This window comes from Streptomyces yangpuensis (assembly GCF_001005295.1).
Classification (GTDB): domain Bacteria; phylum Actinomycetota; class Actinomycetes; order Streptomycetales; family Streptomycetaceae; genus Streptomyces; species Streptomyces yangpuensis.
Genome location: NZ_LBMK01000002.1, coordinates 1,817,121 through 1,837,883 on the forward strand (window position 1 = coordinate 1,817,121; position 20,763 = coordinate 1,837,883).

Below are 20,763 nucleotides of genomic sequence, written 5' to 3' on the forward strand. Positions count from 1 at the left end.
CCGCCTCACAGGGCCGGTGCGGCGAAGGCCCCGTCGAGGAAGCCGTCCGGCAGGCCCGTACCCGTCCAGGTCCAGCCGGAGGGGCGCACCGCCCCGGCGACCTCCTCCACGGCCGTGTCCGCACGCGCGGGATCAGGCTCGGGCAGGCCCAGGGCGACCACCGCCCTCGCGGACGACACCGGGGTCCCGCCGCACGGACAAATGTCGACGACCGGCCCGGCGGCTCGCGCACGCGGCCCGGCGGGCCGGCGAGCACGCGCCGGGCCGCCGGGCCGCGTACGGGTCCTACCTGCGGGCGTCCACCACGGCCAGCAGCTTGCCGCTGGTCGGGCTGCGGTCCAGCGACGCGCCGTCGACGGCTTCGACGGCCAGGTCGAGCAGCCGCTCCGTCACCGCCTCCCGGAGCTCCGGATAACCGGCCAGGAAGACCTCCCGCAGCCGCTCCGGGTCCGTCGCGCCGGCGCGTTCCACCCGTACGGTCAGCCGCTCGCGCGCGTCCGTGACGTCGAGCCGGATCTGCAACTCGCCCCGGTGGCCGCCGCTTTCCCCGGCCAGGTCCAGGAAGCGGCGCTGGTTGAGGAAGTACGTCGCCACCCGCATCACGTCGCCGGTGCGGCCCCGGAGTTCGAACCGGGGGGCCAGGCGGCCGCACGGACAGCGGCCCGGGATCTCCCGGCCCAGGTCGCCGATCACGTACCGGCCCAGGTCCTGGCCGCGCCGGGCGTGCGTGGTGAAGACCAGCCTGCCGGTCTCGCCCGGCGTCACCGGCCGGTCCTCGGCCAGGTCCAGGATCTCCATGGTGTGCAGGTCGGCGTGCAGGTGGTGGACTCCGCCGGAGCTTTCGGTGCACTGGTAGCCCAGCGGCCCGAGGTCGGTGCTGCCGTAGGTGATCGAGCGGATCACCTCGATGCCGAAGGTGTCCTTCAGTGTGCGCTGCTGCTCCGGGGTGAAGTGCTCGCCGCCGTAGAAGACCTTGCGCAGGCCGCCGTACGCACGCAGGGCGTCCGCCTCCGCGTGCAGCAGCTGCCACAGGTAGGACGGCATCCCGAAGAGGGTGTCGGCGCCGTGGTCGATGAGCGCCTGCGCCGTAGCCCGGTGGTCGGGGCCGGCCGACAGCGGCAGCTGCACCCCGCCGAGGCGTTCCAGCACGGAGAAGAAGCTGATGAAGCTGCCGTACATGGCACCGCAGTAGAAGAGGTTCGCGGTGCGGTCCCCGACCGGGTCGTAGCCGGCCGCGAGCAGGCCGCGTGCGGCGGCGTGCATCTGCGTGTCGTAGTCGTCGTAACTGAAGATCGACAGCGCGGGCGCCCCGGTGCTGCCGCCACTGCGGAAGTACAGCTCGGCGTCCGCGCGCGCCACCCGCCGGCCCGGCTCCTGCACGTCCTCCTTGCCCAGCAGCGGTCCCGCCGGCGCCGGCAGGACGACGGGCCGGGCCAGGTCGTCCAGGCAGGCGGTGGTGGCGAAGACGGCCGGGTCGGCCTGTACCGCGACACGCCGGCTGTAGCGCTGGAGGGCGTACACACCGTCGTGCGGCTCACCCGCGTAGCTCTCCAGCATGGACCCGACCGGTGTCACCCGGGTGACACCCGCGGCCAGGGCGGTGCGCGACAGCTCGGCGATGTCGGTCCGGCTGCCCGCGAGGCCCGCGGTCTGCAGGTAGCGGCGCATCGGGCGCAGGGTGGCGATCATCCGCTTCCGCGGCAGCGGCTTGACCCACACGCTGCGGTGCAGCGGCGACGCGGTGAGCGGGGACCGGGTGTCGGCCATGACCCGCCACGAACCGTCGGGCGCGGCGAACACCCGGGTCAGGCCGAGGTGTTCCTCCAGCCGGGCCACCAGCTCGGTGGTGGTCAGCTCGGCCGCCTCAGCCGGGTCCGGCTCGGCCGCCGAGGCGGCGCCCACCGCCGAGGCGACGCCGACCGCCGGCGGGCGGGCCGCGAGCACGGCGGCGAAACGCTCGGCGAAGGCGAACACCTCGCCCTCGTCCTCGGTGTCGAGGTAGACCACCTGGGGGCTGGAGCAGGCCTGCTGCTCGTGCAGGCACACGTCGTCCGCGAGGGCGCCGAGCGTCACCGCGTCCGACCAGGCGTCACGCGTCAGGTAGGCGAAGGAGATCCGGTGCCCCCACTCCACCAGCCGGCAACCGGCGGGCACATGGGCCGCCACGCCCTCCACGGCGCCCTCCCCGCCCCACACGGCGACGGCGTCCGCGGGCGCGCACATCAGGCGCAGCCACTCCTGCCGGGACGACGGGAACCGCAGGACGACGATCCGCGCGGCCAGCGCACCACTGGGGTCCAGGGCCGCCAGCTCGGCCATCAGGTGCTGGGTGAACAAGGTGTCGGCGCTGCTGGTCTTCAGCACGTTGACGTTCCCGGCCAGCAGGCCCTCGACGATGCTCAGCGGTGCCACGGTCGCCGCGTTGCCCGGGGCGATGTGCGCGACCAGGCCGACGGGCGCCCACGCCTCGTAGACCGTCTCGCGCGGATCCGCCCGGTTCAGCCGGCCCGGAGCCGTGCCGCCCAGTTCACGGCGCAGCTTCCGGGTCAGTTCACGCCGGGCGAGCAGGGCGCCGAGCTCGGCCAGGACCGCCGGGTCCTCGCCCTCCGGCAGGTGCGCGGCGAGCCGGCCGTGCACGGGGTGGGCCGGGTCGCACAGCGCGGCGGCCAGGGCGTCGCAGGCGGCCAGGACGGTCTCGGTCGCCAGCTCTGTTGCCAGCGCGGCCTCGACCGCCGCGGGCAGCTCGACAAGGCGGCGCCCGGCCTCCTCGTCGCCGACGAAGGAGCCCTGCCAGTAGTGGTGGTGCACGCTCATGGTCACGCCATTCCCTTCATCAGTTCCGCCGCGGCCACGGCGCAGCTTTTGTTGCGGCTCACCCCGGCACGGCCGTGCACGGTGAACCAGGGGGTCTCCAGCTCGCACCCGCAGGCCTCACCCGGCTGGAGGGAGGCGAGGTCGCCCATGACCACGCTCTGCGCCGGCACCGAGGTGATGTACGGCGACACCAGGTGCAGGTAGCCGCGTTCCCCGTACGGCAGGGGCTCCAGGTTCCGGGTGGAGCGGATCGTCACCCGGGACCAGACGGGGGCGTGCAGCCGGTGGTGGTCGCACTCGATGTACGGGATGCAGTGCTCCACCGACCCGAAGGTGTCCCGGATCCGCTCACCCGGGATGCCGAGCTGCTCGGTGACGCGCGCGTACAGCTCCTCCTTCTCGATGCGCCGGTCGGCGTGCCCCTTCCAGCCGCCGCCGAGGACGACGAGCGAACCCTCCGGCAGGCGCAGCGGCGCCATCCCCATGGCCCGCATCCGCTCCAGCGTGAAGAAGAGGAAGGCGGGGAAGCCGAGGATGCGGACCGGGGCGTCCTCCCGCTCGAAGCGGCGCAGCGCGGCGATGCAGCCGAAGGGGTCGAACTCGTGGTCGCCGCCGGTGTTGCGCAGTGCGTACTCGACGCTGCGCGCGGGGGCGAAGTCGCACAGGTAGTTGTCGGTGAAGGCGGTGCCCAGGTTCAGGGACGGGGCCGGCTCGTAGCTGTACAGGAGGTAGTTGACCTCCTGGTCCGGGGTGATCCAGCCGTTGCGCTCGAAGATCCGGGCGACCATGCGCTGGGCGGAGCGGATGGTCCAGTGATCGAAGAACATCTGCGACTTCTGGCCGGTGGTGCCCGACGAGGTCAGGTGCAGTTCGACGTCCTCACGCGGGATGGAGAGCACCTCGTGGCGCTTGAAGAAGTTCGCGTGGACGAGCGGCGTACGGTACGGCTCCGCCGGGGGAGTGGCTTCGTACAGGGAGCGGAAGAACGGGGAGCGTTCGCGGTGCCAGGCGTTGGTCTCCGCCATGGCCGCGGCGAAGAGCTCGTCCATGGCGGGCCCGTGGGCGTACGGGTCGGTCAGGTCGCACAGCTGTTGTACGTGCGGCAGGAGGGCCGGGTCGGGTACGGCGACGGGCGCGAGATGGGGGTTCATACGGTTCATGGGGCAACCTCGGATGGTGTGGGCAGGTGCGCCGCCGCCCAGGCCGACGCGTAGCAGTCCAGGTAGGGCTGAAGGGGTGGTTCGACGGCGACGCCGCGGAAGTCGATCCGCTCGCTGGAGCGGGACAGGACGGCGTAGTCGTGGAATCCGTCGCCGTCCGCGCGCATCGCCGGGTAGAGGGCTCCGGCGACGAACCCCTGGGTGAGGAAGGCGGAGAGCGCCTCCTCGTGGGCGAGCGGCACCAGGGCCTCGACGTAGCCGGCGCCTGCGCGGGCCAGGGCCCGGGTGACGGGTTCGAGGTGGGCGGCCGCGGCCGCCGGGTCGGGGTGGGCGGTCAGCAGCGAGCAGTACCCGCCGGCGCGGTTGAGGTACGCGTACACCTCGAAGCGGCCGTCCTCGGGCGTGAGCAGCACGTTCGGGGTGTGCAGCGGATAGAACCAGCCCTCCGCGCCCGGGAACCGCTCGCGGAAGCGGCGGCGTACGAACGCGGGCGCCTCGATCATCTCCAGCTGCTCGACGCCCCGTTGGCGGTCGGGTGCCGGGCGGCGGCGGCCGGCGGCGGCCCGCACTTCCGGGTAGCCGATGCCGAGGGCATCCCCGGCGGTGCGCAGCAACGGCAGCAGCGCGGCGGGCACTTCGGTGACGGGCACCCGGCGGTCGAGCACACCGGGGGAGTGACGCGCGTAGAGGGCGAGGCTCTCGCGGCTGCTGAGATCCACCGCGTTGGGCAGGATGCCCAGCGGGCGGAAGCCGTTGCGGGCGACGACCCGCTGCGGGCCGGACCCTACGGTGCGGACGGTCGCGTACACCGAGTCCAGCCGGCCCGTGTCCAGCATCCGGGCGCAGAGCGCCTCGGTCAGGGCGGCGGCCAGACCGGCGGAGCGGTACTCGGGGTGCACGGCGATGCCCTCCAGCCGGGCGATGCGGCTGCCGGCCTCGCCGTGGATGGCGGCGGACCCGGTCAGGGCCCCGGTGGCCGCGCAGCGGGCGACGAGCCACAGGGAGTGCGGGTCCGCCATGAGCAGGGCCATCTCGGCCGGGTCCGTCCCGAGCGCCACCGGGTAGTGGGGGCCGTAGACGGCGTAGTAGAGCTGACGCAGTTCGGCGATGTCCGCCCGGGTGGCCTGGGCGATGACCGGGGCGGCGAGGGTACTCACCGGGCGCCTCCCGGGGTTCGCGGCTCCGCCGCGGGCGTGGGCTCGGGCGTACGGCTCCCCGGCAGGGCCAGCGCACAGGCGGCGGGCAGCAGGCCGACGCCCTGCACCAGACACAGCGTCTGCGGGGAGAGGACGTCGCCCGCGGAGCCGAACACCAGGGACGCCACCGGCAGGGAGGCGCCCAGGACGGCCTGCATCACGGCGAAGAAGCCGGGCTTGTCGGCGGTCGGCACCAGCCGCTGGAAGAGGGCCACGAAGCGGACGCTGACGGCTCCGGCGCACCAGCCGGCCACCGCCAGGCAGCCCGCGATGACCAGGCGGTGCGCGAACAGGCCGGGCAGCGCCAGGGCGAGGGCCATCAGACCCAGGCAGTACGCACCGGCCACCGTGGGCCGGCCCGGCACGCGGGTGCCGGTGAAGGCACCGATGAGCGCGCCCGTGCCCAGCGAGGCCTCCAGCAGGGCGACCGTGCCGCCACCGCCGCCGAGGACGGAGCGGGTGTAGAGCGGGATGACGACGAACACGGCGGCGGTGAAGAGGTTCGCCGCGGTGAAACAGACCAGGATCCGGCGTACGTGGGGCAGTTCACCGAGGATGCGGCGGAGCGGGCGCCGCGCGGGCGGTTCGTCCGAGCAGGCCGCGGCCGCCCCCGGGCCGCGGAAGCGGGCGCTCGCGACGAGGACGGCTGCGCCCGCGTAGGCGGCCGCGCAGCCGGCGGCGAGCCAGGCCATGCCGGCCCGGTCGACGGTGAGGGCGCCGAGCAGCGCTCCGCCGAGGCCCGCGAGGGACTGGGTGGACAGCTCGAAGCCGGTGGCCGTCTCGATGTCGGCGTCGTCGACGAGTTCGGGCACGGACGTGGTCAGGCACGGGTCGAAGAACGCCTGGCAGGTGGCCAGCGCGAGCCCGGCGGCGTACACCCCGGCGAGCGGCGGTCCGCCGCCCTGCGCCCACACCGCGAGGACGCCGGCCGTGGCCGCGGCCAGGCCGGCGGCGGTCCGCAGCACCGAACGGTGGGCGAACCCCGCCACGGTCCGGGCCACCACGGGCGCCAGTACCACGGCGGGCAGTGTGCAGGCGGCCATGAACAGCCCGGAGGCCAGACCGCGGGCGTCGCGCACGGCGTAGGCCACGATCCACCAGGACACGCCGACCTGGAACATGCGCACGGCGGCCTGGGTGAGGACCTGGCCCAGCCAGACGGCGGCGAAGGCGCGGTTGCGCAGGATCAGCGGGGTCCGCCGGGCAGTAACGTTCGGGCTCGCGGCCACCGTCTCGGCTGCGGTCCCGGCTGCGGTCCCGGTTGCGACCGCGGTTTCGGCTTCGGTCGAGGGGTCGGGGGCGCAGGCGGGTGCCGGGGCGGTCATGCCGTCGGCCTCTCGTCCAGGACCCGGACGAGCTTGCCCGAGCGCGGGTTGACGGCGAGGTCGCGGTGGCGCGCCCACTCCACGGACACCGGGTGCACGAACCCGGCGCGCACGCTGTCGGGGTACAGCGGCCGTACGGTCTCCAGCTCGGCGACGACGGCCCGGGCCAGCGCCTCCCGCCGTGCGGCGTCGCGGTCGGCGTCGCGCTCGGTGTCATGTTCGCCGACGGGGGCGGTGGCCAGCCGCAGGACGAGCCCGTCGCGGCCGTCCCAGCGGCGGACGACGAGCTGCATGCCGACCACCTGACCTGCGGTGTCGGCGGTGGCCACGGCGTCCTGGGCGTCCTGCGTGTAGAGGGACACGGGGCCGACCCGTACGCCCTCCTCGGCGCGTCCGAGGATCCGGAAGTGCCCCGGTCCGGTGCCGGTCCATTCGGCCCGGTCGCCGGCGGGGTAGCGGATGATCGGCATCAGACGGCGGAACAGGCTCGTGACGACGACCCGGCCGGGGCGTCCCGGCTCGGTGACGGGCTCGTTGGTGGTGTCATCGAGGATCTCGACGACGGAGTACGGGGTGAAGGCCCGGTGTACCCGCGCGTCGGCGCCCGGTACCGGGCGGCCGAGCAGGCCGGCGTCGACGCTGGCGTAGCCGACGGAGCGGGCCTCGGCGCGAGGGAACGCCGTGGCCAGCAGGCGCCGTTGGTCGTCGAAGAGCGCCTCACCACCGAAGAGCAGCAGCTCGACGGAGTCGACGCGGACGCCGGACGCGACCACCTGTTCGGCGAGCCGGCACAGGGTGGTGGGAGTTCCGGTGAGCACCTGCGCCGCGAGATCGCGCAGCGTCGGGATCGTCGACTCCAGCGGCGCGCCCCCGCCGATGGGCAGGCGGACGTTGTCCACGGGCGCGTGGGCGAGCGAGTCGAGGACGAACAGGAAGCTGGCATACAGCTCCCCGGCGTAGAAGAGGTCGGCGACGCGGTGTCCGGGGCGCAGCCCGGTGTCCACCAGGCCCTGCCCGAAGGAGGTGACGAAGGTGCGCCACTCGTCCCGGGTGTAGACGGAGAACTTCGGGGACCCGGTGGTGCCGCCGGTCTTGTAGACCGTGGCCTCGCTGAGCGGGCCGGTCAGTACGCGGCTGTCATGCAGGGTGTTGGCCGCCCAGAACGCCTCCTGGTCGACCACCGGAAGGTCGGTGAGCCGGTCGGCGTGCGCCGGCAGGGACGCGTAGAGGTCCCGGTAGAAGGGCGAGTTGTGACGGGCGAAACGTATGAGGTCCGAGAGTTGCTGGGCGGACATGGGCCTTTGCCTAGGTGACGGAAGTGGGACGGGAGCCACGGCGGGGCACGGCGAGCACAGGGACTCGCCTGCCGCATCTGCCGGTACGAACGGGGGACCCCCCGGCGCCCCCGCCTCCTCGACGCACGTCGAAAGCTGACGTGCAGTCATGATGATGAAACATCAGTGCGCAAGTCACCAAATTGAGCGAATATTCCCGGCCATTGTGGCAACATTCAACAATTCTTGTGGCACGGGTCCTTGTTGTGTCAGTTGTCCGGCATTCGCCACGCGATGAGGGCGAGCGCGGCCACGTCGTGGTGGGCGCGCGCGACGTCCTCGGGTATCTCGGCCAGCAGCGCGCCCAGGTCGGCGTAGCGGACGGCCGGCCGGCGCTCGGCCGTGAAGCGGAGGGCCGTACGGGCCTCCCGCCAGGACCGCACCGGTTCTCCGGCGGCGCCCACGCCCGCGCGGACCCCTGCGGGGAGCAGGTCCGACTGCGACGAGGCGGAATCGGCGGCGGTGTCGGTATCGGTGGCGGTGACCAGGATGCCGGCGTCGGCGAGGGGCGCGGCCTTCACCGGGCGGCCCGGGCAGAGCAGGGCGGCGACCCGGTCCAGCGGAAGGCGGGGAGGGCCGGTGCGCTCCAGCCGGAGCGCGCCGATCTCCTCCTCGTCCAGGGTGATGGGCGCGGTGGTGGACGCGGGTCCGGGCGGGGCGGGGCGGACGCGTCCGTTCCGTCGGGCGAGACGCGCACCACCCGCCCCGTACCGTGCAGCCGGACCCCGGCCGCGCATTCGGCCGGCCCCGCCGAGGACCGGGCCGGTGCGATCAGGTCCACCCGCCGGTGGATCGGCATGCCGTGGAACGCGACGACGCGGATAGCCCCTTCCGCATGCGCGTCCAGGTGCGACAGTCGTGCGGCGAGTGCCTCGCTGCCTGGAGGGCAGGCCGCCCGAGCCGCGCGGGGCGGGTCGGGCGGGCGGCCGCCCGCGCAGGGTCAGTGGGCACCGGCGAGGGCCGGCGGGGGACGGCCGGGGCCGACGAGGGTCAGCGAGGGGAGAGGAGGCAGAACTCGTTGCCCTCCGGGTCGGCCAGAATCCTCCAGGAGATCGCGGACTGGTCGATACCGGGGTCCGTGGCGCCCAGGGCGCGCAGCCGGGCCTCCTCTACCGCCAGGTCGTCGCCGCGGTAGGGGCTGATGTCGAGGTGCACGCGGTTCCACCCGCTCTTGGTGTCGGGGGTGCGGACGAACTCCAGGTAGGGGCCGACGCCTTGGGCGGAACGCATGGTCGCCCCGTCGTCGGTGACCTCGTGGAGCTTCCAGTCCATCGCCTCGTCCCAGAACCGGGCCATCGCCCGCGGGTCGGCACAGTCGACCACCACCGCGGCGATCGGCCCGGTGCCCTCGTAGACCGGACGGGGTTCCAGGACGCAGAACTCGTTGCCCTCCGGGTCGGCCATGACCGTCCAGGGGACGTCGCCCTGCCCCACGTCGGCGAGCGTCGCGCCCAGCTCGCGCAGGCGCGCGACCAGCTCCGCCTGGTGGGCCGCGGAGGTGGTGGCCAGATCGAGGTGCACCCGGTTCTTCCCCGTCTTGGGTTCCGGGCGGGCGATGAGGTCGATGCAGACGGCGCTGGGGTCGGGGTAGGTGAAGCCCACGGGTTCGAGGTTCGTCACGCCGGGCCCCTCGCTGTCGATGCCCCACCCGAGTGCCTCCGCCCAGAACCGGCCGAGCGCGGAGTCGTCGTGGGCCTTCATGTTGATCTGCACGAGTCTCGTAGCCATGCCGAAGATCATAAAAGCTGTCGCAGGTCGGGGCTGCGACTTAACAGCATTAGGCAATATGTTGTCTGTTTGGCGTCATGATGTCATGAATGACACGGATGCGATCAGTCGTCTGCAGGCCGCCAGGGAGCGAGGTGCGGCCGCCCGGCCCAGGGTCGGCGGCTTCCCCTGCCTGACCGAGCACGGAAACGCTGTCGTCCAGGGCGAGCCGCTCGTCACCGGCTTCGCTGTGGCACCGCCGTTCGCCCGGGCCGGCCTGATCGCGGCGCTGCGTGCGGACCAGTCCGGGGAGACGACGTTCCGCGAGTTCGTCCGCGGCCGCTGGGCTGCGGGCATCGTCCGGTACGACGTCGACACCGCCGCCCGCACCTGCACCTACTACGGGGCGGACGGCGCGTCCTACACCGAGGACTATCCAGCCGTCGTGCTCCCCTGAGCGGGGCGCGGGCCCGGGGCTCGCGGGGCTGGGCGCGGGCCGCAGGGCGAACGGCGTACGGGAAGCGGCACGGCGGGAGAAGCGGCGGCGGGACAAGGTGGCCGGAGAAGGTGCGGCGGGGGAACCTTCGGCGCCCCGCGGGCTGTCGCCACCGCACGCGGTCGCGCCCGTGGCAGACTCGGTCCCCTCCGGCCCGGCCGCCGCGCAGCGGGCGGGACGCCCCACTCCGATGAGCAGCCCACGGATCAGCCGCGCCCGCCGTCGGCCGCGCCCGATTCCGGGCCCGGTCCCGCGGGAGGCCCCGTGCTCCGCCGACTCGCCCACCCCTGCCGCCACCGCCCGCACCGACTCCATGGCCGCCACCGCCCGCACCGACCCCACGGCCACCACCACCGCCGCCACCGCACGCGGGCCGTCGCCCTCGCCGTGGCCGGCCTGGCGCTCCTCCTCACCGCGGGCACCTCCGGCGCGGCGGCCCCCGCCGTACCCGCCCCCGGGTCGGTACCCCGTACGCCGTCGGCCACGGCGCCGACGACCGCCGTGCCCGACGCGCCCGGCAGCGCGACCCCTCTCTCGGGCTACGCCGTCCAGTCCACCGCCAAGGTCACCGACACGGCCGAAGCCGTGTCCAGCCCCGGCTATCCGGCCACCGGCTGGTATCCCGCGGGCCCCCGGTCCACCGTCCTCGCCGCGCTGCTCGCCGCGGGCGTGTACCCGGACCCCTTCCACTCCACCCGGCAGAAGCTGATCCCCGCCGCGGACTTCACCGTGCCCTGGTGGTACCGCTCCGACTTCACCCTCGCCGACACGACGGCCCGTACCCACCTGGACCTCAGCGGCGTCATCTCCGCCGCCGACGTCTACGTCAACGGACACCGGATCGCCACCACCGGCACGGTCACCGGCGCCTACACCCGCCACGAGTTCGACGTCACCGCCCTCGTCAGGCCCGGAACCAATACCGTCGCCTTCCGGATCCAGCCCAACAATCCGCGCAAGCACCTCACCATGGGCTGGCTCGACTGGCTGCAACCGCCCCCGGACCAGAACATGGGCATCGTCCGCGACGTCACCGTCCGCCGTGCCGGACCCGTCGCCCTGCGCGACGCCCACGTGGTGACGGCCCTCGCCATGCCGTCCATGGCGTCCGCCGACCTCACCGTCAAGGCCCGGCTGCGCAATGACTCCGACGTCACCGTCACCACGACCCTGTCCGGCACCGTCAGCGGCGGCGCGCCCTTCGGCCGCAGTGTCACGCTGGCCCCCCACGAGACCCGGGCGGTGGTCTTCGCACCCGCCGAACACCCGGCGCTGCGGCTGGAATCGCCCCGCGTGTGGTGGCCGGCCCAGATGGGCGGGCAGCCGATGTACGCGCTCGACCTCACGGCCACCGTGAACACCACCCCCTCCGACACCGCCCACCAGGCCTTCGGCATCCGCGACGTACGCGCACCCCTCAACGCGGACGGCGCCCGCCAGTACGAGATCAACGGCCGCCCCCTCCTCGTCAAGGGCGGCGGCTGGTCCCCCGACGAGTTCCTCCGCTGGGACTCGACCTACACCGAGGACCGTCTGAAGTACGCCCTCGACCTCGGCCTGAACACCCTGCGCCTGGAAGGACACATCGAGCCCGACGAGTTCTTCGACCTCGCCGACCGGCACGGCATCCTCACCCTCCCCGGCTGGGAGTGCTGCACCAAATGGGAGGGCGAGACCAACCGCTCAGGCTCCGGCGAACGTTGGACCACCGCCGACCACTCCGTGGCCCGGGCCTCGATGGCCGCCGAGGCCGCCCGGCTGCGCCACCACCCCAGCGTCATCTCCTTCCTGATCGGCAGTGACGCCGCACCGAACGAGGAGATCGAACGCGGCTACCTCGACGCGCTGAAAGCCGCCGACTGGACCGCCCCGGTGATCCCCGCCGCCTCCGACACCTCGTCCCCGATCACCGGCCGCTCCGGCATGAAGATGACCGGACCGTACGACTGGGTCCCGCCGGGCTACTGGTACGACAAGCGCGAGGGAGGGGCGAGCGGTTTCAATTCCGAGACCAGCGCCGGCCCCGACATCCCGACCCTCGACACCCTGCGTCGCATGATGACCCCGGCCGAACTCGAAACCCTGTGGAAGGACCCGACCGCCCCCCAGTACCACCGCTCCCCGTCCGCCACCTTCGACACGCTGGAGCTCTACGACGCCGCCCTCACTGCCCGCTACGGAGCCCCGGCGAGCCTGGAGGACTACGTACGCAAGGCGCAGCTCGCCCAGTACGAGAACGTACGCGCGCAGTTCGAGGCGTACGCCCGCAACGCCAAGGATCCCTCGGACCCGTCGACGGGCGTCGTCTACTGGATGTTCAACAGCGGCTGGACCTCGCTCCACTGGCAGCTCGTGGACCGCTACCTCGACCAGGGCGGCGCCTACTTCGGCGCGAAGAAGGCGAACGAACCCCTGCACGTCCAGTACGGCTACGACGACCGCTCCGTGACGGTCGTCAACAACCGCACCGCGCCCGCCTCCGGACTGACCGCCCGGGTGACGCTCTTCGCCCCCGACGGCACACAGAAGTACGACCGCACGGCGACCGGCCTGAGCGTCGCCGCCGACGGCGCGAGCAGCACCGTGCTCACGGTTCCCGAGTCGGTGCCGGGCCTGCCCACCACGTACCTGGCCAGGCTGCTGCTCACCGACGCCGCCGGACGGGAGGTGAGCCGTAACGTCTACTGGCTCTCCACCGAGGAGGACGTCCTCGACCACGAGCGCAGCGACTGGTACCACACGCCCACCACCTCCTACGCCGACCTGCGCGGGCTGGCCGCGATGCCGCGGACGGCGGTCGCCGCCACGGCCTCGACGACGGCCGGCGCCTCCGGGACGTCCACGACAACCGTGACCCTGCGCCACGCGGGCACCGGCGGCACCCCGGCCCTGCTCACGGACGTCCACCTGGTGGGGGAGCAGGGAACACCGGTGCTGCCCGTGCGGTGGACCGACAATCAGGTCAGCCTCTGGCCGGGGGAGTCGGTCACGCTGACGGCGACGTACCGGACCGCGGACCTGCACGGCAGCGCGCCCCGGCTGCGGATCTCCGGCTGGAACACGCCGACGTCGACGATCCCGGCGGCCTGACGGCGGCCCGGCCCCGCGGCAGGGGGTCAGGCCACCAGCGCGGCGGCCTCCCGCCGGGCCTGAAGGAGCCAGGCCCGGCGGGTCTCGTCGGTGGAGTCGGTGACGGTACGGAAGACCACCCGGCGTACGTCGGCGACTCCCACGTACGGCAGGACACACGCGGCCCAGATCCGCTGGAGCGGGTCGCCGAACTCGCTCTCCTCACGCTCGCCCGGGGTGTCGGAGGTGTTCAGCACGAGGGCCCGGCCGGCCGACAGCAGCCCGGCGGGCTCGCCGTCGGCGGTACCCAGCTTGTAGGCCACGCCGGGTACGAGGACGCGCTGGACCCAGCCCGTCAGGACGGCCGGCGGCATGCCCCACCAGTTCGGGTGGACGAACACCAGGGCGTCGAGCCCGGCCACCTCCCGCCGGTGCTGAGCCACGCGCGGATCGTCCGCGCTCGCGGCCGCGAAGACGGTGCCCGTCTCCGCGGCGGACAGCAGGGGCGGAAAGCCTTCGGCGTACAGATCGTGCGCGACCACCCGACACCCCCGCTCCTGCAGCTCCTCCACGACGGCGTCGAACACCGCATGGTTGAAACTGCCCGCCCGCGGATGAGCGAGGTACACCCCGACACGCATGATCCGTTCCCCCCCGGTCGACCCCGGCCGTGGCCCATTGTCCCCGACCGCCACCGACGGCCCACCGTGGCCCAGGTGGGATCAGCCGACGGGCGGGGTCCAGTCGGCCGGGAGGCCGGACTGGCTGAGGACGGTGGCCAGGCTGTAGTGGTCCTTGTCGGAGGTGATGCGGCAGCGGTTCCTGTCGAGGTCGAGGATGGTCGTCATCGGTACGGCGAACGGCTTGGGCGCGCCCTTGAGGTGGCCGGAATACACGGCGCGGACGGTGACGCGGTGCCCCTCGACACGGGTGGTGCGGACGGTGACGTGGACGTTGTCGATGAGGGAGTCGGCGCGGGCCTTCCACCCGGAGATCTCCTTGCGGCCACGGAAGGTGACGGCCACGGCCTCGTCGGTGTACGTGCCGTCGGCGGTGAACAGGGCGCCGAGGGCCCGGGGATCGGTGCCGTTCCAGGCGTCGGCCCAGGCGGTGACGATCCTCGGCGCAGGTCGGCCTGTGTCCTGCGCGGCATGGGCGGCGGAGGCGGTGGCGCAGAGCGCCGCGGCGGCGGTCAGCACGCCGACGGTAAGGAGCTGGCGGGACGTCATGACGGGACTCCTTCGAGGAGGGGATGGTTGCGCGGAGGCGGGTGCCGGTCGAACACGTCGGCGCGTTCGACCGGCACCCGTCACACACGGTCGCGTCGAGCGCTGTCCACTCTCCAGCCCCCCACCGCGCCGGAGACTGCCCACCACTGTCCACCCCCGTCCACAACCCCGCGGTCCGGTTGCGCTCTAGACTGCGCAGTTCAACGCCGTCAACGGCGGTCCGAGGAGGAGGGGATGAGAGCCGTGGTGCACGACCCGCCCTGGCTGCACGTGATTGCGGCAGGGGGTGCCCTCCCCGTCGATCTTCTGCTGCCCGCGACGGGCACGACGTACGTGGCGCGGGTCGACGGCCGGGAGATGGCCGACCTCGACGGCGTTTTCCAGAGCTTCTACGACGGACTGCGGCTGCCCGACTACTTCGGGTGGAACTGGAACGCCCTGCACGACTGCCTCCGTGACCTGCACTGGCTGCCCGCGGAGCACCGCGTACTGATCGTGGAGGCAGCCGACGAGGCACTCCCGGACGATCCCGACGAGCGGCTGGTGCTGTTCAGGGCCTTGCTGCGCGCCGGGAGGCGCTGGTCGTACACGCGGAAGCCCGACGGTGTCGAGCTCGGCAGGCTCGTGCTGGTCCTGTACTGCGACGCCGGAACCGTGCCGTCCCTCCGGGAACAGCTGCAGTCGTGCTGGGCAGAGGTGACCGCGTCGCCCTCGTAGACGCTCGCGTATGCGGATGAGCGTTTCGGCTATGTCGCGTCTCGGGCCGTTCGACTTGACTGAGGGCATGACGAACACGACGGACACGACGAACTCGATGAACTCGACGAACACGACGAAGAGCGACACCCGGGCCCTCACCCTCGTCATCGGTGGGAACGGCAAGACCGGCCGCAAGGTCGCCGAGAAGCTGACGGCCCAGGGCCGGCCCGTCCGGGTCGGGTCCCGCAGCGGGACGCCGGCCTTCGACTGGAACGAGCCCACCACCTGGCTCCCGGCACTGGAGGGCGTCGGCCGGGTGTACGTGACCTACTACCCCGACCTCGCCTTCCCGGGTGCCCCCGAGCAGGTGGGCGCCTTCGCCGAGGCCGCGGTCGCCGCCGGGGCCCGCCGCCTCGTGCTGCTGTCCGGGCGGGGAGAGGAGGCCGCGCAGCTCAGCGAGGAGAAGCTGAAGGCGTCCGGGGCCGACTGGACGGTCGTCCGGGCCAGTTGGTTCAACCAGAACTTCGACGAGAGCTTCTTCCTGGAGCCGGTACGGGCCGGGGTGATCGCCCTGCCGACCGCGGACGGGGTCGAGGCGTTCGTCGACACCGAGGACATCGCCGACGTGGTGGTGGCCGCGCTGACCGACGACCGGCACATCGGCAGGACCTACGAGCTGTCGGGCCCCCGGCTCATGAGCTTCGCCGACGTCGCAGCCGAGCTGTCGCAGGTCACCGGCCGGGAGATCGTCTACGTACCGGTCACGGACGAGGCCTACCGCGCGGAACTGCGGGAGCACGGTGTCCCGGAGGACTTCGCCGAATTGTTCACCCTGATCGTGGACGGGCGCAACGCGCACCTCGTCCACGGGGTCGAGGAGGTCCTGGGCCGCCCGCCCAGGGACTTCGCGGACTTCGCCCGCGAGGCGGCGGCCACCGGCGTCTGGGACGTCCCTTCCGCCTGACCGGCCGGGAGCGCGGTGGTGGAGAAGATGTACGCATGGACATGTTGACCGGCCTGCTCGAAGGCCCCCAGGCCCGGGGGGCCTTCCTCCTCAAGTCCGTCCTCAACCCGCCGTGGGCCATGCGGATCGAGGACCGCGCTCCGCTGTCGATCGCGACGATGGTGCGCGGTTCCGCGTGGCTGCTGCCCGACGGGGGAGAGCCGGTACCGGTCGCCCCGGGCGACGTGGCGTTGGTGCGCGGGCCCGACCCGTACACGGTGGCCGACTCCCCGGACACACCGGTGACGGTGACGGTGGGAGCGGACCAGCGGTGCAGCACACCGGAGGGGGAGGACGTCACGGACTCCATGGCGCTGGGGGTGCGGACCTGGGGAGCCGCCCACCAGCACGCCGGTTCGGCGGTGATGCTCAGCGGCACCTATCAGGCGCCGAGCGAGATCGGCCGCCGGCTGCTGGGCGCACTGCCGAAGATCCTGGTCAGGCCGGCGAAGGCCGCGGACGCGACGCTGATCGACCTGCTCGCCTCCGAGATCTCCAGCGAGGAGCCGGGCCAGGAGGTGGTGCTGGACCGGCTGTTGGACCTGCTCCTGATCGGGGTCCTGCGGGCGTGGCCGTCGGCGGCCGGTTCGAGCGCGCCCGCCTGGTTCCGCGCCCAGAGCGATCCGGTGGTCGGCCCGGCGCTGCGGCTGCTGCACGAGAGCCCGGCGCACGCGTGGACCGTGGCGGAACTGGCCGTACGGGTCGGGGTGTCACGGGCGCAGTTGGCCCGCCGGTTCAGGGAGGTGATGGGGGAGCCGCCCGTCGGCTATCTGACGGGCTGGCGGCTCGCGCTGGCGGCGGACATGCTGCGTGAGCCGGACGCTACGGTCGAGAGGGTGGCCCGCCGGGTCGGTTACGGCAGCGCCTTCGCCCTGTCGGCGGCCTTCAAACGGGTCCGGGGGATGAGCCCCCAGGCCTTCCGTGCGGGCGGGTCCGGGCCCGGGGCGGGGCTGGCGCCGGGGCCCGGGGGAACGGTGGTCCTCAGCCCGCCGGAGGTGCGGCCGGGGCGAGGGTGAGAACGCCCACCCGTTCGTCACCGCTGAGTTCGCCGGTGGGGGTGAACCCGAGTCCCAGGTAGAAGGGTTCGGGACTGCCGGGGCCGAGGTGCCAGCTGACGTGGACCGCCGCGTGGGACCCTCGGCGGCGGATCTCGTCGACGACGGAACGCACGGCGAAGCGGCCGTAGCCCTTGCCCTGGTGGCCGGCGTCGATGTTGAGGCGCCAGATGCCGCTGCGCCGGTCTGCCGGGTCGGCCGCCGGGTCCCAGACGATGTCGTGGAAGGCCATCACGAAGCCGACGACATCGTCTCCGTCGACGACGGCGCGCGGCCAGGCGCAAGTGGGGTGGACGTACGCCTCGGCAAGGGACTTCACGACGGGGGACACCAAGTGCGTCTGATCGGGGCGCACTTGCACGGCACACACCGCGTCGAAGTTGTCGGCGGTGACGGGTTCCGTTCGCAGGGTCCGCTGCGGCGGGACGATCATGGCGGGCATGACGTCACCCTAGCGCCCCCCGCTGCCCCACCCGGGAAGCCCTTCGGAGGGGTACTGCTCCTGCCGCTGTCAAGACACGAATGTCCGAGACATGACCGGCGGCCCCGCAGTCCTGTCTGGTGGAGGTCAGCGCCGCCGCACAGCGGCACGGGAGAGGTGAGTGGCGATGACTCCTCAGGACGAGCGGTATGCGTCGGCCCTACGGGCGGCAAGACGCTGGGTGGCCGCCGACCGCGTACCGGTGGAATCCGACGGCCTCGCCCTGGCCCGGTCCGTCAACGACCACGTGCGACGGACGGGAAAACACTTCCTGCCGGAACACATGCTGATAAGGCTGAGGAAAATCCGTGACCGGAATGCGGCGGACCTCCCGTTCCTCGATACTTTTCTCGACTGTGTCCTGGACAAACACGAGAACCGCTTCTGGAATCGCACGTACCTTTCGCTGCCGGTTCTGGAGCTGCTCCTGGACGGGCGGAATTCCGTACGGAGCGCGGAGCGGATGGCCACCCTGCTCATGGCCGATGTCGTCCGCTTCGAGGCCGGGGCCGCGACCGGGTCGCGGGAGGGCCCCGGCCGGGGCCGGCCGGACGCGGCGACGGTCCGGACGCGGCTGCGGCACGCCCTGAGGTTCGTGGCCGCGGGCCCCGGCGGGGCGGAGGCCGGCGACCTGCCGTCACGCCTGGACGGAATTCCCGGGTCCCGGCTGCGGGAACTCACCGACCGCCTGCCCGGGCCCCCGGCCACAGAAGGCTGGGCGTGGTTCGACGTCACCGTCCAGCCGGTCTACGTACTCCACGACGAATACTTCTTCATCCGCATCCTCCAGGCCCATGAAATGCTCTTCACGGCGATGGCGAACCATGTGAAATCGGCTGTTTCCGCATTGAGGGCGGGACGTCCTGGAGAAAGTGCCGAGCGAATAGACGACGCGGCGGTGATCTTCGAGCGGGCCGCGGGACTGTTCCGCACGGTCGCCACGATGCGCGCGGAACACTTCTCTGCCTTCCGCCACTACACCCAGGGGGCCAGCGCCATCCAGTCCGAGCAGTACAAGCGCTTCGAGAGCCTCTGCGGAGTGCCGCCGGCCCCGCGGCTGCACTCGGCCGCCTTCACGAGCGTGCCCGCCGTACGGGCCGAGGCGCGGGCGGCCGGCCACGACACCGTCACCCGCGCCTACCTCGACCTCCGCCGCGGAGGAGGGCCCGACCGGGCGGAATGGGACCGCCTCGACACCGCGCTCGGCCGGCTGGAGGGCCGGCACCAGCGGTGGAAGTCGGCCCATCGCGGCCTGGCTGCGCGGATGCTCGGCGACGCGCACGGATCCGGGTACACCGACGGCGTCCCGTACCTGACCGGAGCCCTGGAGAACCGGCTGTTCTGGCAGCTGCCCGCGAGCCGCTGAGCGGCGTAGACCTTCCGGCGGGTGACATCCCCGGGGCGTCGGGCGTTGGTCTGGGCATGGACATGGACGACGTGGTGGACCTGCTGGACGCACTGCTCGACGGGGTCACCGAGCCCCGCCTGAAGCTGATCAGCGCGGACGAGGCGCGGGCGCTGATGGTGCTGCTGGGGGTGCTGGAAGGCGACGGGCAGCCCGAGGAGATCCGCCGCGCGGCCGGCGACATGCGCTACCGGATCAGCACCCGCCTGGCCTGACACCCCGGCCGCCCCGGCGCGCGTCCCCGGGGCCGGTGGGCCGGTCCTGATGGCAATCCTGCCGTCGGGCAGACTGGCGAGGTGATCATTGCGCAGCCGGTCCTGGAGGTCCAGCAGTGCTGCGGCTTCGCCCTCTGGCCGGTGGCCGAGGCGGAGCCGTACGGCTTCCTGCCGCTCAGCGGCGCGCTGTCCCCGGCGGAGGTGGGGACAGCGGTCATGTCTGTTGCCGCGTGCAACGACCGGCAGCCCGACGAGGGACGCCCACCGCGGCCCGCCGACCCGCTCGGAGCCTTCCTGCACGGCCTGCTCACCGCGGAGGACCTGTTCGCATCCGGCGGGCTTCGGGTCACCGACAGGTCCCGGGACCGGTGATGCCGAGGCTCGGGACGTACCGGAACGCGGCCGGGCAGCCGCTGGTGTCGCGGGGCCCGCGGGGGAATATCGTCGTCAACCCGGACGACGCGCACGGCCTGGAGCTGCGGCACGCGGCCCCGGCCTGCTGCGGAGCCGCCCCGGACGGCGGCATGAGCCAGGTGTGCGCGGCCTGCGGAACCCTCGTCGCGACCCTCTCCTCCGACTGCGCCATGCCGTACGAGCTCCGCCTCTCGGCCGCGCACGTCCGCGCGGTATCCCCGACGGGACCATGACCCGCAGGCACATGTGTGCCGACGCCCCCGGGCTCAGGCACAGTCGTAGCGTTCCTTGACCGGGCGCCCCGGGCAGCTCCGGCACTCGAAGAGGTAGACCCCGCCCGCGTCACCGAGCATCAGGCCCGTGGCTTCGTAGTGGACATCCTGGTCCTCGACGGGGGTCCACGTCCGCCGGGACTCCGCGTCGGCCTCCCAGCTCTCCACCGTCAGCAGGTGGGCCATCTGCTCTCCGCACACGGAGCAGTCCGGCCACTGCGGATCCTGGCACCAGCCGGGGTACCCGCCCAGCTTGGTCCCCGGAGCGGTGGACAGGTGGTAGTGGTAGTCCCAGCCGGTCTCCGCCTCCACCTGCTCGAAGCGCGACTCCAGGGCGTCCCAGAGCTCGTCGGGCAGGTCCCAGCTCGGGTACTCCGTGACCAGCTCCGGGTGGACGACGCAGGGCCTCGGCACATGGCCGTACACGTCCGCGGCGGGAACCGCCGGTGCCTCGCGGACGTTCGCGACGGCCGCAGCGTCCCGCCAGTGGACCTCCGGAGCCACCCAGCATCCGTCGTGGGACCGCGGACACCACAGCACTTGCAGGAGGTCACAGCCGGTCGGGAACGGTACGAGGCCCAGGGCGTCGGCGGCGTGGACCTGCACGACCGGCACCATCGCGGACCCGTGGTGCTCCGGGCACACCGGCCACGCCTCGTCCTGCGGCCACAGCAGCGGACCGCCCACCGAACTGTCCCGGTACGTCGGACTCCCCGCACGCGGATGCAGCCGGACCGCCTGCCGCCGGAACGGCGCGACCTCGGGGAACAACTGCTCGACGTCCAGGGGCCGGGGTGGCGTACGGCGGGTCATGGCCCACAGGCTACGCGCCCGGTCGCCGCAGGTGCGGGCCCGCGGTTCCCGGCCGCCGTTCCCCGCCACGGTTCCC

Annotated in this window: 21 protein-coding genes; 9 read left to right on the forward strand and 12 right to left on the reverse strand. The window is 73.0% G+C overall.

All coding sequences use genetic code 11. From position 1 onward, the window contains the following. Positions 1 to 5: 5 nt before the first annotated feature. The 8 genes from AAT21_RS37455 to AAT21_RS13410 all read right to left on the reverse strand — a co-directional run bounded on the left by AAT21_RS37455 (position 6) and on the right by AAT21_RS13410 (position 9,557). Positions 6 to 179, reverse strand: a complete 174-nt coding sequence (locus AAT21_RS37455; protein WP_157879677.1) for a hypothetical protein — start codon at positions 177 to 179, stop codon at positions 6 to 8. 106 nt (positions 180 to 285) lie between these two features. Then, complete coding sequence (locus tag AAT21_RS13380) at positions 286 to 2,814, reverse strand: acyl-CoA reductase (protein WP_046776809.1); 2,529 nt, start codon at positions 2,812 to 2,814, stop codon at positions 286 to 288. A 2-nt stretch (positions 2,815 to 2,816) separates the two neighbouring features. Beyond that, positions 2,817 to 3,965 carry a LuxE/PaaK family acyltransferase gene (locus AAT21_RS13385; RefSeq protein ID WP_046776810.1) on the reverse strand — a complete coding sequence of 383 codons (1,149 nt, stop codon included), beginning with the start codon at positions 3,963 to 3,965 and terminating at the stop codon, positions 2,817 to 2,819. A gap of 5 nt (positions 3,966 to 3,970) precedes the next feature. Next, positions 3,971 to 5,131, reverse strand: a complete 1,161-nt coding sequence (locus AAT21_RS13390; RefSeq protein WP_046776811.1) for a GNAT family N-acetyltransferase — start codon at positions 5,129 to 5,131, stop codon at positions 3,971 to 3,973. Beyond that, entirely contained in the window at positions 5,128 to 6,495 is a 1,368-nt protein-coding gene (locus AAT21_RS13395; protein WP_079025602.1) for an MFS transporter, read from the reverse strand. Before AAT21_RS13395 ends, AAT21_RS13390 begins: the two co-directional genes overlap by 4 nt. After that, positions 6,492 to 7,790 (reverse strand): phenylacetate--CoA ligase family protein, encoded by a 1,299-nt coding sequence (locus AAT21_RS13400; RefSeq protein ID WP_046776812.1) that lies wholly within the window; start codon positions 7,788 to 7,790, stop codon positions 6,492 to 6,494. Before AAT21_RS13400 ends, AAT21_RS13395 begins: the two co-directional genes overlap by 4 nt. Positions 7,791 to 8,038: 248 nt before the next feature. Then, entirely contained in the window at positions 8,039 to 8,566 is a 528-nt protein-coding gene (locus AAT21_RS13405) for a hypothetical protein (RefSeq protein WP_052757760.1), read from the reverse strand. A 253-nt stretch (positions 8,567 to 8,819) separates the two neighbouring features. Further along, positions 8,820 to 9,557, reverse strand: coding sequence for a VOC family protein (locus AAT21_RS13410; RefSeq protein ID WP_046777359.1), 738 nt, complete (start codon positions 9,555 to 9,557; stop codon positions 8,820 to 8,822). A gap of 85 nt (positions 9,558 to 9,642) precedes the next feature. On the opposite strand from AAT21_RS13410, the gene AAT21_RS13415 reads away from it, so the two are divergent. Beyond that, positions 9,643 to 9,993: a DUF1398 family protein gene (locus AAT21_RS13415; RefSeq protein ID WP_046776813.1), complete on the forward strand. Its 351-nt coding sequence runs from the start codon at positions 9,643 to 9,645 to the stop codon at positions 9,991 to 9,993. A 426-nt stretch (positions 9,994 to 10,419) separates the two neighbouring features. Beyond that, positions 10,420 to 13,122 carry a glycoside hydrolase family 2 protein gene (locus AAT21_RS13420; RefSeq protein WP_063838110.1) on the forward strand — a complete coding sequence of 901 codons (2,703 nt, stop codon included), beginning with the start codon at positions 10,420 to 10,422 and terminating at the stop codon, positions 13,120 to 13,122. A gap of 26 nt (positions 13,123 to 13,148) precedes the next feature. On the opposite strand, the gene AAT21_RS13425 is transcribed toward AAT21_RS13420, so the two are convergent. Both AAT21_RS13425 and AAT21_RS13430 read right to left on the reverse strand, forming a co-directional pair. Further along, the gene (locus AAT21_RS13425) at positions 13,149 to 13,742 is read right to left on the reverse strand and encodes an NAD(P)H-dependent oxidoreductase (RefSeq protein WP_046776814.1); all 594 of its coding nucleotides are present in this window, start codon (positions 13,740 to 13,742) and stop codon (positions 13,149 to 13,151) included. A gap of 81 nt (positions 13,743 to 13,823) precedes the next feature. Continuing rightward, positions 13,824 to 14,330, reverse strand: a complete 507-nt coding sequence (locus AAT21_RS13430) for a nuclear transport factor 2 family protein (RefSeq protein ID WP_046776815.1) — start codon at positions 14,328 to 14,330, stop codon at positions 13,824 to 13,826. Between the two features lie 234 nt (positions 14,331 to 14,564). Between AAT21_RS13430 and AAT21_RS13435 the strand changes: the two genes are divergently transcribed. From AAT21_RS13435 to AAT21_RS13445, 3 genes are all read left to right on the forward strand, one after another. After that, on the forward strand, positions 14,565 to 15,047 hold the full coding sequence (locus AAT21_RS13435) for a barstar family protein (RefSeq protein WP_052757761.1): 483 nt from the start codon (positions 14,565 to 14,567) through the stop codon (positions 15,045 to 15,047). Positions 15,048 to 15,144: 97 nt separating this feature from the next. After that, positions 15,145 to 15,993 (forward strand): NAD(P)H-binding protein, encoded by an 849-nt coding sequence (locus AAT21_RS13440; RefSeq protein WP_046777362.1) that lies wholly within the window; start codon positions 15,145 to 15,147, stop codon positions 15,991 to 15,993. Positions 15,994 to 16,028: 35 nt separating this feature from the next. Further along, a complete protein-coding gene (locus tag AAT21_RS13445) occupies positions 16,029 to 17,048 on the forward strand; it encodes an AraC family transcriptional regulator (protein ID WP_046776816.1) in 1,020 nt (339 codons plus the stop codon). Here AAT21_RS13445 and AAT21_RS13450 read toward each other — a convergent pair. Continuing rightward, positions 17,014 to 17,520: a GNAT family N-acetyltransferase gene (locus AAT21_RS13450; RefSeq protein ID WP_046777363.1), complete on the reverse strand. Its 507-nt coding sequence runs from the start codon at positions 17,518 to 17,520 to the stop codon at positions 17,014 to 17,016. The genes AAT21_RS13445 and AAT21_RS13450 overlap by 35 nt on opposite strands. 175 nt (positions 17,521 to 17,695) lie before the next feature. Here AAT21_RS13450 and AAT21_RS13455 point away from each other — a divergent pair, with 175 nt between their 5' ends. From AAT21_RS13455 to AAT21_RS13470, 4 genes are all read left to right on the forward strand, one after another. Next, positions 17,696 to 18,934: a tryptophan 2,3-dioxygenase family protein gene (locus AAT21_RS13455; RefSeq protein WP_157879678.1), complete on the forward strand. Its 1,239-nt coding sequence runs from the start codon at positions 17,696 to 17,698 to the stop codon at positions 18,932 to 18,934. Between the two features lie 56 nt (positions 18,935 to 18,990). After that, a complete protein-coding gene (locus AAT21_RS13460) occupies positions 18,991 to 19,188 on the forward strand; it encodes a hypothetical protein (RefSeq protein WP_046776818.1) in 198 nt (65 codons plus the stop codon). Between the two features lie 81 nt (positions 19,189 to 19,269). Next, complete coding sequence (locus AAT21_RS13465; protein ID WP_200904379.1) at positions 19,270 to 19,560, forward strand: hypothetical protein; 291 nt, start codon at positions 19,270 to 19,272, stop codon at positions 19,558 to 19,560. Further along, entirely contained in the window at positions 19,560 to 19,835 is a 276-nt protein-coding gene (locus AAT21_RS13470) for a hypothetical protein (RefSeq protein ID WP_052757762.1), read from the forward strand. Before AAT21_RS13465 ends, AAT21_RS13470 begins: the two co-directional genes overlap by 1 nt. A 33-nt stretch (positions 19,836 to 19,868) precedes the next feature. Here AAT21_RS13470 and AAT21_RS13475 read toward each other — a convergent pair whose 3' ends face one another. After that, positions 19,869 to 20,687 carry a YwqG family protein gene (locus tag AAT21_RS13475; RefSeq protein ID WP_046777366.1) on the reverse strand — a complete coding sequence of 273 codons (819 nt, stop codon included), beginning with the start codon at positions 20,685 to 20,687 and terminating at the stop codon, positions 19,869 to 19,871. Positions 20,688 to 20,763 lie beyond the last annotated feature (76 nt).

What these genes read in the sequence shown, in the direction of transcription:
- AAT21_RS13445 (WP_046776816.1), top strand. Translation starts at nt 16,029, where the DNA reads ATGGACATGTTGACCGGCCTGCTCGAAGGCCCCCAGGCCCGGGGGGCC.
- AAT21_RS13395 (WP_079025602.1), bottom strand. Translation starts at nt 6,495, where the DNA reads ATGACCGCCCCGGCACCCGCCTGCGCCCCCGACCCCTCGACCGAAGCC.
- AAT21_RS13470 (WP_052757762.1), top strand. Translation starts at nt 19,560, where the DNA reads ATGCCGAGGCTCGGGACGTACCGGAACGCGGCCGGGCAGCCGCTGGTG.
- AAT21_RS13435 (WP_052757761.1), top strand. Translation starts at nt 14,565, where the DNA reads ATGAGAGCCGTGGTGCACGACCCGCCCTGGCTGCACGTGATTGCGGCA.
- AAT21_RS13385 (WP_046776810.1), bottom strand. Translation starts at nt 3,965, where the DNA reads ATGAACCCCCATCTCGCGCCCGTCGCCGTACCCGACCCGGCCCTCCTG.
- AAT21_RS13380 (WP_046776809.1), bottom strand. Translation starts at nt 2,814, where the DNA reads ATGAGCGTGCACCACCACTACTGGCAGGGCTCCTTCGTCGGCGACGAG.
- AAT21_RS13405 (WP_052757760.1), bottom strand. Translation starts at nt 8,566, where the DNA reads ATGCGCGGCCGGGGTCCGGCTGCACGGTACGGGGCGGGTGGTGCGCGT.
- AAT21_RS13440 (WP_046777362.1), top strand. Translation starts at nt 15,145, where the DNA reads ATGAACTCGACGAACACGACGAAGAGCGACACCCGGGCCCTCACCCTC.
- AAT21_RS13450 (WP_046777363.1), bottom strand. Translation starts at nt 17,520, where the DNA reads ATGATCGTCCCGCCGCAGCGGACCCTGCGAACGGAACCCGTCACCGCC.
- AAT21_RS13460 (WP_046776818.1), top strand. Translation starts at nt 18,991, where the DNA reads ATGGACATGGACGACGTGGTGGACCTGCTGGACGCACTGCTCGACGGG.
- AAT21_RS13475 (WP_046777366.1), bottom strand. Translation starts at nt 20,687, where the DNA reads ATGACCCGCCGTACGCCACCCCGGCCCCTGGACGTCGAGCAGTTGTTC.
- AAT21_RS13415 (WP_046776813.1), top strand. Translation starts at nt 9,643, where the DNA reads ATGAATGACACGGATGCGATCAGTCGTCTGCAGGCCGCCAGGGAGCGA.
- AAT21_RS13410 (WP_046777359.1), bottom strand. Translation starts at nt 9,557, where the DNA reads ATGGCTACGAGACTCGTGCAGATCAACATGAAGGCCCACGACGACTCC.
- AAT21_RS13425 (WP_046776814.1), bottom strand. Translation starts at nt 13,742, where the DNA reads ATGCGTGTCGGGGTGTACCTCGCTCATCCGCGGGCGGGCAGTTTCAAC.
- AAT21_RS13430 (WP_046776815.1), bottom strand. Translation starts at nt 14,330, where the DNA reads ATGACGTCCCGCCAGCTCCTTACCGTCGGCGTGCTGACCGCCGCCGCG.
- AAT21_RS13455 (WP_157879678.1), top strand. Translation starts at nt 17,696, where the DNA reads ATGACTCCTCAGGACGAGCGGTATGCGTCGGCCCTACGGGCGGCAAGA.
- AAT21_RS13400 (WP_046776812.1), bottom strand. Translation starts at nt 7,790, where the DNA reads ATGTCCGCCCAGCAACTCTCGGACCTCATACGTTTCGCCCGTCACAAC.